Origin of the sequence: Paracoccus luteus (genome assembly GCF_004522155.1) — a bacterium.
Classification (GTDB): Bacteria; Pseudomonadota; Alphaproteobacteria; order Rhodobacterales; family Rhodobacteraceae; genus Paracoccus; species Paracoccus luteus.
Genome location: NZ_SDEA01000018.1, coordinates 42,178 through 52,226, shown reverse-complemented (window position 1 = coordinate 52,226; position 10,049 = coordinate 42,178). Strand labels below are relative to the sequence as shown.

Annotated in this window: 9 protein-coding genes and 1 pseudogene; 8 read left to right on the top strand and 2 right to left on the bottom strand. The window is 71.2% G+C overall.

Features of this window, described 5'->3' with window-relative positions; genetic code table 11:
* Positions 1–1,267: pseudogene (locus EPA64_RS16370) on the top strand (hypothetical protein); the annotation flags it as partial.
* A 16-nt stretch (positions 1,268–1,283) separates the two neighbouring features.
* The gene (locus EPA64_RS15420; protein WP_134727191.1) at positions 1,284–3,212 is read left to right on the top strand and encodes a cation:proton antiporter domain-containing protein; all 1,929 of its coding nucleotides are present in this window, start codon (positions 1,284–1,286) and stop codon (positions 3,210–3,212) included.
* A gap of 46 nt (positions 3,213–3,258) precedes the next feature.
* On the opposite strand, the gene EPA64_RS15415 is transcribed toward EPA64_RS15420, so the two are convergent.
* Positions 3,259–3,870 (bottom strand): lytic transglycosylase, encoded by a 612-nt coding sequence (locus EPA64_RS15415; protein WP_134727190.1) that lies wholly within the window; start codon positions 3,868–3,870, stop codon positions 3,259–3,261.
* A gap of 153 nt (positions 3,871–4,023) precedes the next feature.
* Between EPA64_RS15415 and gatB the strand changes: the two genes are divergently transcribed.
* Both gatB and EPA64_RS16845 read left to right on the top strand, forming a co-directional pair.
* Positions 4,024–5,538, top strand: coding sequence for an Asp-tRNA(Asn)/Glu-tRNA(Gln) amidotransferase subunit GatB (gatB, locus tag EPA64_RS15410; RefSeq protein WP_134727189.1), 1,515 nt, complete (start codon positions 4,024–4,026; stop codon positions 5,536–5,538).
* 55 nt (positions 5,539–5,593) lie between these two features.
* Complete coding sequence (locus EPA64_RS16845) at positions 5,594–6,256, top strand: DUF4177 domain-containing protein (RefSeq protein ID WP_246026793.1); 663 nt, start codon at positions 5,594–5,596, stop codon at positions 6,254–6,256.
* Position 6,257: 1 nt separating this feature from the next.
* Here EPA64_RS16845 and EPA64_RS15400 read toward each other — a convergent pair whose 3' ends face one another.
* Positions 6,258–6,458, bottom strand: coding sequence for a SlyX family protein (locus EPA64_RS15400; RefSeq protein ID WP_134727188.1), 201 nt, complete (start codon positions 6,456–6,458; stop codon positions 6,258–6,260).
* A 50-nt stretch (positions 6,459–6,508) separates the two neighbouring features.
* Between EPA64_RS15400 and hisS the strand changes: the two genes are divergently transcribed.
* The 4 genes from hisS to EPA64_RS15380 are packed head-to-tail and all read left to right on the top strand — an operon-like array spanning position 6,509 to position 10,049.
* A complete protein-coding gene (hisS, locus tag EPA64_RS15395) occupies positions 6,509–7,993 on the top strand; it encodes a histidine--tRNA ligase (RefSeq protein ID WP_134727187.1) in 1,485 nt (494 codons plus the stop codon).
* Entirely contained in the window at positions 7,990–9,045 is a 1,056-nt protein-coding gene (locus EPA64_RS15390; RefSeq protein ID WP_134727186.1) for an ATP phosphoribosyltransferase regulatory subunit, read from the top strand. Before hisS ends, EPA64_RS15390 begins: the two co-directional genes overlap by 4 nt.
* Complete coding sequence (gene hisG, locus EPA64_RS15385; protein ID WP_134727185.1) at positions 9,039–9,725, top strand: ATP phosphoribosyltransferase; 687 nt, start codon at positions 9,039–9,041, stop codon at positions 9,723–9,725. The genes EPA64_RS15390 and hisG overlap by 7 nt, the downstream gene beginning before the upstream one ends.
* A 51-nt stretch (positions 9,726–9,776) precedes the next feature.
* Positions 9,777–10,049: a hypothetical protein gene (locus EPA64_RS15380; protein WP_134727184.1), complete on the top strand. Its 273-nt coding sequence runs from the start codon at positions 9,777–9,779 to the stop codon at positions 10,047–10,049.

The window sequence follows — 10,049 nt, the reverse complement described above, 5'->3', positions numbered from 1 at the left end:
CAGCGCCGCCCGCCCGGCGGCGCGCCCCGTCGCGCGGCGGTCCACCGCCGCCGCCCCGGCCTCCACGGCCGCGCCGGCCCGCACGGGCACCGCCAGCGCGCCGGTCGCGCGTCCCCCCGCCCGTCCGGCCACGCTTGAGGAAGGGTCCGCCAACGAAGACCTGACCGCGGCCGAGATGACGGGGGCGGAACGCGTCATGGCCGACCGGCTGCTGACGGGGCTTTACGCCGCGCATCCGCATCTGGACCGCCTTGCCCCGCCCCGCGCGGCCGATGCCGTCCGCTTTGCCGAGGCGCGGCCGACCCGACGTCCGCAGGCGCCGGGCGCGTCAAGGACGGCGATCGACGCCGCGCTGCACGAGGCCGCGGCCCCCGCCGCCAGCGGCGACCGGCCGCAGGATCGCCCCGCCGCCCACAAGCCCGCCGCGCCGAAGACCGCAAAAGCCGAGCCTGCGCGCAGGCTGACCACCGCCGCGCCGTCCGGGCGTCCGGTCCAGCGCCCCTCGCGCGCGGGATCGGCCGCGCCCGGCCCCTCGGCCGTGGACAGCGCCATTGCCGAGGCGGTGGGCCAATCCGCCGCCGCGCCGGGCGGGGTCGCCCTGTCGGCGCTGACCGCGTCGCCCCTGCCGATGCGCAAGCCCGCGCGCGGGTCCGGCCCGTCGCGCGACGCCGTGGCCGAGGCGGTCGCCGCCGCAACCGCCGCGCGGCCCGCGCCCGCCGACAGGCCCGCAGAACCCGTGGCCGAGATCGCGGCGCTGGTGGCGCCGTCCCGCCCCGACGGTGCCGACGCGACCGAACGGCTGCGGCTGGACGAACAGCTGCAGGCCCAGGCCGAGGCGCGCGCCCGTGCGCAGGCGTCGGCCGACGCGCAGGCCGAACTGCAGGCCCGCGCCGCGGCCGAGGCCCGCGCCCGCGCCCAGGCCGCGGCCGAGGAAAAGGCCGCCATCGCCAAGCGCGGCGAATACCGCCCGCCCGAAAACGACGACGAGCCGGAAATTGCCGTGACCGCCGCCAAGGGCACCACCGCCGGCACCGTGGCCAAGGCCGCGACCGTCGGCGGCATGGATCTGGCCAAGACGCAGGTGATCGGCGTGATCGGCGCGGGCCGCGCCAGCCGCGGGCTGATCCGGCTGCGCAACGGCAAGATCGTGACCGTCCGGCTGGGCGACAAGATCGACGGCGGCGCGATCAACTCGATCGGGAACGGGCGGGTCAGCTATGTCAAGGGTGGCCGCCAATACAACCTTGCCATTCTGAACGGGCGTTGAGCCGACCGGGGGGACGTTGGGCAGCTTCCTGCTGATCGCCACGGTCTATCTGGCGACGATGGTGGCGGCGGTGCCGGTCTCGGCCCGGCTGGGGCTGGGATCGGTGCTGGGCTATCTGATCGCCGGCATCGTGATCGGCCCGGTGCTGGGGCTGGCGGGCAGCGACGGGCAGGTCGCCGATCTTCAGCATTTCGCCGAGTTTGGCGTCGTGATGATGCTGTTCCTGATCGGGCTGGAGCTTGAGCCGCGCAGCCTGTGGGACATGCGTCAGCGCCTGCTGGGCCTGGGCGGGCTGCAGATCGCGGCCACGGTCGCGCTGCTCAGCGCGGTGGCGCTGGTGCTGGGGCAAAGCTGGCAGGTCGCGCTGACGCTGGGGATGATCCTGTCGCTCAGTTCCACGGCGATCGTGCTGCAGACGCTGTCCGAGAAATCGCTGATGCAGACCGGCGGCGGGCGCAGTGCGTTCGCGGTGCTGCTGACCCAGGACATCGCCGTGATTCCGATGCTGGCGCTGATGCCGCTGCTGGCTGCCAGCGGCGCGCGCCACGTCGTCCACGACACGCCGGGGGCCGAGTTCATGGCCGGGCTGCCCGGCTGGGCCGGCGCGCTGGTGACGCTGGGCGCGGTCGCCATCGTCGTGGCGGTGGGGCATTTCGCCATCCGCCCGGTGTTCCGCTTTGTCCAGGGCGCGCGCCTGCTTGAGATGAACACGGCGCTGGCGCTGCTGATCGTGGTGGGCATCGCCTCGCTGATGACGCTGGTCGGCCTCAGCCCGGCGCTGGGGACGTTCCTCGCGGGCGTGATGCTGGCCGGGTCCGAGTTCCGGCACGAGCTTGAGGCACAGATCGCGCCGTTCAAGGGGCTGCTGCTGGGCCTGTTCTTCATCACCGTCGGGTCGGGGATGCATTTCGGCCTGCTGTTCGAACGTCCGGTCACGATCCTGGCGATCACCGCCGTGCTGATCGCGACCAAGGCGGGGGTGCTGGCCGTGATCGCCCGGCTGGCCGGAATGGGGCGGCGGGACCGCAGCCTGTTCACCCTGTCGCTTGCCCAGGCGGGCGAGTTCGGGTTCGTGCTGACGGCCTATGCGATCTCGCTGTCGATCCTGACCGACCGGGTGGCGCAGGGCGTCCTGCTGGTCACGGCGCTGTCGATGCTGGCGACGCCCCTGCTGTTCATCCTGCACGACCGGGTGACGCGCTGGCTTGGCGACGACCGCGAGGCGGGCGCGCCCGACGACATCACCGAGCAGCAGCCGATCATCATCGCGGGCGTGGGCCGGTTCGGGCAGGTGGTGAACCGGCTGGTCACGATGTCGGGGTTCAAGACCACGGTGCTGGACCACGATCTGAAGACCATCCAGCTGATGCGCCAGTTCGGGTTCAAGGGCTATTTCGGCGACCCGACCCGCCCCGAGATCCTGGCCGCCGCAGGGCTGGCGCGGGCGCGCATCCTGGTCGCGGCGCTGGACGATCCGGCGTCGAACCTGCGGCTGGTGCGCTATGCCCGCGCGCAGCGCCCCGATCTGGTCATCGTCGCGCGCGCCCGCGACCGCAGCACCGTCTATGAGCTGTATGAGGCCAAGGCGGATCACATCGTGCGCGAGATGTTCGACAGCTCGCTGCGCGCGGGCCGCTATGTGCTGGAAAACGCGGGCCTGTCGGAATACGAGGCGGCCGAGCTGGAAAAGATCTATTACCGCCACGACCGGATGTCGTTGCGCGATCTGGCCAAGGTCTGGCAGCGGGGCGTGCCGATCGACCAGAACCCGCTTTATCTGGAACGATCGCGGGCGCTGAACGCGGCGATGGAAAACGCGCTGATGGACAGGTTCGCCAACGGACCCGCCGCGCCCCCCGTCTCGCCCCCCGTCGCGGCAGATGACGACGACATGCCCGAACACGGGCTGACGCCCGCCCGCAACAGCCGTCCGGGCGGACGGTGATCCTGCGCCGCAGGCGTCCCGCGTCAGGCGGGGCGGCGCGGGGCCGTCACTTGCAATAGCTCTGCTTGCGGGTCCATCCGGCGATCTGGTCGCGGCTGCCCTGCGAGCGCAGCGGCAGCCAGTCGCGCGCCGCCCCGCGCCAGCCGCCGCTGCCCCCGGCGATGGCGCCGTCGCGGGCCACCTGGCGGGCCACGTTGCGGACCGCGCATTGCAGCCCGTCGGCCCCGTCCAGCAAGCCGGCGCCGCAACCGCCCGACTGCCCCGACCGGCGGTTCCCGCCGGCCGCCTTGGTGCCCGCGTCGTGGCGCGCCACTGCCGACAGCAGCCCGGCCCAGAAGGCGGCCCGGTTCTCGCGCGTTTGCGCGGCATAACCGGGGCAGAACTGCATCACGTCGGAGGGCACGGTGGACAGCAGCGTGACGCCTTCGTCATTCAGCGCCTGCAACGCGGCCTGCGTCCACGCATCGCTGCCGTTGCTGGCCGCCGCCTGCGCCGCGGGCGCGTTGCCCCACGGCAGCGCGGCGGTCAGCCGGTCCGACAGCGGGCGGCTTTCGGCGCCCGCGATGGTGGGGGCGGTGGTGGCCTGCCGCGCCGCCTCGGACACGCCGCAGCCGGCCAGTGCCATCGCCGCCAGTGCCGCCGTGATCGTCCCGCGCATCGCGTTTCCCTTGTTGTCTTTTGAACGACATAGACGCGCGCGGGGCGCGGGTGAAGGCACAATGGCGCGACCGTCCCGTGGGCAGGCCGCGCCCGACCCTTGCCCCGCGCGGCGCGCGGCCCTAAAACCACGCGACGCTTGCCGGAGGCTTTGATGCTGGACCACCTGACCTATACCGCGCCCGAACCCAAGGTCATCGCCGGGGCGAAAGGCGATTGGGAACTGGTCATCGGGCTTGAGGTCCACGCGCAGGTCGCGTCGAACGCCAAGCTGTTTTCCGGCGCCTCGACCGCCTTCGGGGCGGAACCCAACTCGAACGTCGCCTTTGTCGATGCGGCGATGCCGGGGATGCTGCCGGTCATCAACGAATACTGCGTGGAACAGGCGGTCCGCACCGGGCTGGGGCTGAAGGCCGCGATCAATCTGGTCAGCGCCTTTGACCGCAAGAACTATTTCTATCCCGACCTGCCGCAGGGCTATCAGATTTCTCAGCTCTACCACCCCATCGTGGGCGAGGGCGAGATCATCGTGGACATGGCCCCCGGCGTGGCCCGCCGCGTCAGGATCGAACGCATCCATCTGGAACAGGACGCCGGCAAGTCGATCCACGACATGGACCCGGCGCTGTCCTTCGTGGACCTCAACCGCACCGGCGTCGCCCTGATGGAGATCGTGAGCCGCCCCGACATCCGCGGCCCCGAGGAGGCGGCGGCCTATGTCGCCAAGCTGCGCCAGATCATGCGCTATCTGGGCACCTGCGACGGCAACATGCAGAACGGCAATCTGCGCGCCGACGTGAACGTGTCGGTCTGCAAGCCCGGCGATTACGAACGCTTCATCGAGACGGGTGACTTCTCGGTGCTGGGCACCCGCTGCGAGATCAAGAACATGAACTCGCTGCGCTTCATCCAGGCCGCCATCGAGTATGAGGCGCGTCGCCAGATCGCCATCATCGAGGATGGCGGCAAGATCGTGCAGGAAACCCGCCTCTACGATCCCGACAAGGGGGAAACCCGGTCGATGCGGTCCAAGGAAGAGGCGCACGATTACCGTTACTTCCCCGATCCCGACCTGCTGCCGCTGGAAATCGAGCAGGCTTGGGTGGACGACATCGCGGCCGGGATGCCCGAACTGCCGGACGAGAAGAAGGCGCGCTTCGTGACGGGGCTTGGCCTGTCGGAATACGACGCGGGCGTGCTGACGGCCGAGGTCGAGAACGCCGATTTCTTCGAGGCCGTGGCCAAGGGCCGCGACGGCAAGCAGGCCGCGAACTGGGTCATCAACGAACTGTTTGGCCGGCTGAACAAGCAGGGGCTGACCATCGGCGAAAGCCCGGTTTCTGCCGCGCAACTGGGTGGCGTGCTGGACCTGATCGCCTCGGGCGAGATTTCCGGCAAGATGGCCAAGGATCTGTTCGAGATCGTCTGGACCGACGGCGGCGAGCCCGCCGAGATCGCGGCTGCGCGGGGGATGAAGCAGGTCACCGACCTGGGCGCGATCGAGGCGGCGGTGGACGAGATCATCGCGGCGAACCCCGCGCAGGTGGAAAAGGCCAAGGCCAATCCCAAGCTGGCGGGCTGGTTCACCGGGCAGGTGCTGAAGGCGACCGGCGGCAAGGCGAACCCGGCGGCGGTTACCGAACTGGTGGCGAAAAAGCTAGGTCTGTGAACCCAAGCGCCGCTTTCGCGTTTCGCGGGGCATGCATGAAGGGCAGGGGACGACGATGCAGAGTTTCGAATACACGGTGATCCCCGCGCCGGGGCGCGGCGAAAAGGTCCGGGGGGCAAAGACCGGGGCCGAACGCTTCAGCTATGCGCTGCTGACCGAGATGAACCGGATGGCGGCGAACGGCTGGGAATATGTCCGCGCCGAAACCCTGCCCTGCGAGGAACGCAGCGGCCTGACCAGCCGCACGACCGTCTATCACAACGTGCTGGTGTTCCGCCGCGCGCTGACGGGCGTGCAGCCGCATCATCCGGTGACGGCAACGCATGACGCGCCGCCGCGTCCGCAGGCTGCCGCAGTGGTGCCGGTCTCCGCAGGCCAGACCCCGACAGGTTCGACTGCGGCAGGCCAGTCCCCTGCAGGCCAGTCCCCGCGCCCCGACAGCGAACCGCCCGCGCACTGGCCCGACGCAGCCCCCCTGCCTGATGTGGACGGGACCGCGCCCGCCGCCACTGCGGCCGCCCATGCCGCCCCCGCGTCACCTGCGCCGCGCACGGCGGGGACCGCCGCGCGCGATGACCGCTTTGACGAACCCGAACTGCCTGCGTTCGTGCAGCGGCCCCCGTTGGCGGCAGCGCGTGACGACGCGGCGCGCGGGGCGGCGTCGTCCGAACCCGTGCCGCCTGCCGGCGCGACCCGGCTGGGACCGGCCGCGCGCTGACCTACCAGTGCGGCGGGCGCTGGTCGGCCAGCGGGATCGACCCCTCGGCCGCCTCGCGGTCGATCTCGCGTTCGATCAGCTGGCCCAGATGACGCGACAGGCGCCGGATCTCGGCGTCCTGCCGGGCGACCACCTCGGAAAGCTCGTCAACGCTGCGGATCAGATGGGCGACCCGCTCCTCGACCGCCTGCAACTTGTCCATCCTGCCTCACTCCGCTAATCGGTCCCGGCGACCCGACAGGATATCCCACGATGGCCAAGGACATGAAACCGCGCCGCCCGCGCGCCGAGACGCCCAAGGGCTTTCGCGACTATTTCGGGGCCGAGGTGACCGAACGCAACCGCATGCTGGAAAAGATCGCGGAGGTCTATCGGCTGCACGGCTTCGACGCGCTGGAAACCTCGGGCGTCGAGACGGTCGAGGCGCTGGGCAAGTTCCTGCCCGACGTGGACCGCCCCAATGCGGGCGTCTTTGCGTGGCAAGAGGAAGCGGTGCCCGGCGGCGGGTCCGGCGACTGGCTGGCGCTGCGCTATGACCTGACGGCGCCCCTGGCGCGCGTCGCGGCGCAGTATCGCAACGACCTGCCCGCGCCTTATCGCCGCTATGCGATGGGGCCGGTCTGGCGCAACGAAAAGCCGGGGCCGGGGCGGTTCCGCCAGTTCTATCAATGCGATGCCGACACCGTGGGCGCGGCATCCGTCGCGGCGGACGCCGAGATCATCGCCATGCTGGCCGACGCGCTGGAGGCGGCGGGAATCGCGCGCGGCGACTATCTGGTGCGGGTGAACAACCGCAAGGTTCTGAACGGCGTGCTGGACGCGATGGGCGTCACCGACCCGCATCAGGCGGCGGATGTGCTGCGCCAGATCGACAAGTTCGACAAGGTCGGAGAGGCGGGCGTGCGCGCGCTGCTGACGACGGGGCGCACCGACGCCTCGGGGGCCGAGATCGAGGGCGTTGGGCTGGATGCGGCGCAGGCCGGGCCGGTGATCGCGTTCCTGACCTCGAAGGGTGGGGACAATGCGGCGACGCTGGCCAACCTGCGCGTCGCTGTGGGCGCGTCGGCCATCGGGGCCGAGGGCGTGGACGAACTGGCCGAGATCGCCGCGATGCTGGACGCGACGGGCATGGGCGCGGATCGCGTGGTGATCGACCCGTCTGTCGTGCGCGGCCTTGGCTATTACACCGGCCCGGTGTTCGAGGCGGAGCTGACCTTCGAGATCCTCGACGACAAGGGCCGCAAGCGGCAGTTCGGCTCGGTCGCGGGCGGCGGGCGCTATGACGATCTGGTCGAACGCTTCACCGGGCAGAAGGTGCCCGCGACGGGCGTCTCGATCGGCGTGGACCGGCTGCTGGCGGCGCTGCGGGAGAAGGGACTGGCCGGGGCGGACGCCGCCGGGCCGGTCGTGGTGACGGTCATGGACCGCGACCGCATGGCCGATTATCAGGCGATGGCGGCGGAGCTGCGCGCCGCTGGCATCCGGGCCGAGGTCTATCTGGGCAACCCCAAGAACTTCGGCAACCAGCTGAAATACGCCGACAAACGCGGCGCGCCCGTCGCCGTGATCCAAGGGGGTGACGAGGCCGCGCGCGGCGTGGTGCAGGTGAAAGACCTCATCCTTGGCGCAAAGATCGCCGCGCAAGCCTCGGTCGAGGAATGGAAATCACAGCCCGCGCAGGTGGAATGCCCGCGCGATGGGCTGGTGCAGGCCGTCAGGGATATTCTGGCCCGATGATCCCCCGCACCGCCAAGCAGGACGCCGGCCGCCGCATCCTCGACGCCTTTCGCGCCGCCGGAGCCATCGAGGTCGCGCCCGACATCCTGCTGCCCTCGGGCACGCTGCTGGACCTGTATGGCGAGGACATCCGCGCCCGCGCCTATGTCACCGCCGACCCGGTGCGCGGAGAGGTGGTGCTGCGCCCCGATTTCACCGTGCCGGTCGTGCAGATGCACATGGCCGGCGGGGCGGAGCCCGCGCGCTATTGCTATCTGGGCGAGGTCTTCCGCAAGCAGGACCACGGCGACACCCGGCCCGCGAACCCCCGCGACAACGAATACCTGCAGGCCGGGTTCGAGATGTTCTCGCGCGACCCCGACGCCGACGCCGAGGTCTTTGCGCTGTTCCACGCCACCCTTGCGCCGCTGGCGCTGGAGGCGACGATGGGCGACATGGACCTGCTGCTGGACGCGGTCGCGGGGCTGCCGCTGTCGGACGTGCGCCGCGCGGCGCTGACCCATCACATCTGGCGGCCCGCCCGGTTCGAACGGATGCTGGACCGCTTCTCGCATCCCGTGCCGCCGCGCAGCTTTGCCGTCAATGACGCGCCGTGGACCGGCCTGCGGTCGGCGCAGGCGATGCAGGACCGCATCGCCCGGCTGCAGTCCGACCGGGCCGAGCCGGTGCTGCCCGCGATCTGGCGCGAACGGCTGCACCGCCTGTTCGCTGTCGCCGGTCCCGCGCCCGCCGCGCTGGACGAGCTGCGCGTGCTGGCCGACCACATGCCCGCCATCGCCGAGGCGGTGGAACGGCTGGCCGGGCGGCTGGACGCCATATCCCGGCGGGGCATCGACCCGGGCAGCGTCCGCTTTGACGCCAGCCACGGGCGGCGCACGATGGAATATTACGACGGCATGACGTTTTCCTTTACCTCGCCCTCGCATCCCGACTGGCCGCCGGTCGCGTCGGGCGGGCGCTATGACGCGCTGACGGCGGTGCTGGGGCAGGGGGCCGCGATCCCCGCGGTGGGGGGCATCATCCGCCCCGGACTGGTGGCCGAGCTATGCTGAAGCTGGGGGTGCCGTCCAAGGGGCGGCTGATGGAACAGACCTTCGACTGGTTCGCCGCCCGCGGCGTGCGGCTGGCCCGCAGCGGGTCCGACCGCGAATACGCGGGCCGGGTCGAGGGGGCCGAGGGCGTGCAGCTGGTCCTGCTGTCGGCGGGCGAGATCCCGCGCGAGCTGGCCGCCGGGCGCATCCATCTGGGCGTCACCGGGTCCGATCTGGTGCGCGAAAAGCTGGCCGGCTGGCGGTCCGACGTGGTCGAGGTCGCGCCGATGGGCTTTGGCCACGCCGACCTGGTGCTGGCCGTCCCCGCCTGCTGGCGCGACTGCGAGGGCTTGGACGATTTCGCCACCATCGCGCGGGATTTCCGCGCCGCGCACGGGTTCCGGCTGCGGATCGCCACGAAATATCACCGGCTGGTCCGTGCCTTCCTGTCCGCGCACGAGGTCGCCGATTACCAGCTGGTTGACAGCCAGGGCGCGACCGAGGGCACGGTGGCCAACCTGACCGCCGAAGCCATCGCCGACATCACCAGTTCCGGCGAGACGCTGCGCGCCAACCACCTGAAGATCCTGCCCGACGCGCTGATCCACGCCAGCCAGGCGACGCTGTTCGCTGCCCGCCCGGCCGCCCAGCGGCCCGAGATGCGCGGCTTTCTGGCGCGGCTGGGCGCTGCCCAGGGCTAGGCGGCAACCGCTCTGCGTCCGGCCGCGTTCGGTTCCCGGAAAGGAGCCGCCATGCGCCACCTCATCCTGCCTGCGCTGCTGCTTGCCACGTCGGCCCATGCCTCGACGGAAGAAGCATGGGCCGAGATGCGCGCCGATGTCGCCGCCCGATGCCGCGCGCTGCTGCCGGACGGCGCTGCGGCCACCATCGAGGTCAATCCCTTCGGGTCCGAACGCTTTGCCGCAGCCCTCGTCACCGTGCAGGCCGGGGACCGGGTCGAGCGGTCGATCTGCATCTACGACAAGCAGACCGGGGCGGCCGAACTGACCACCCCCTTCGACTGA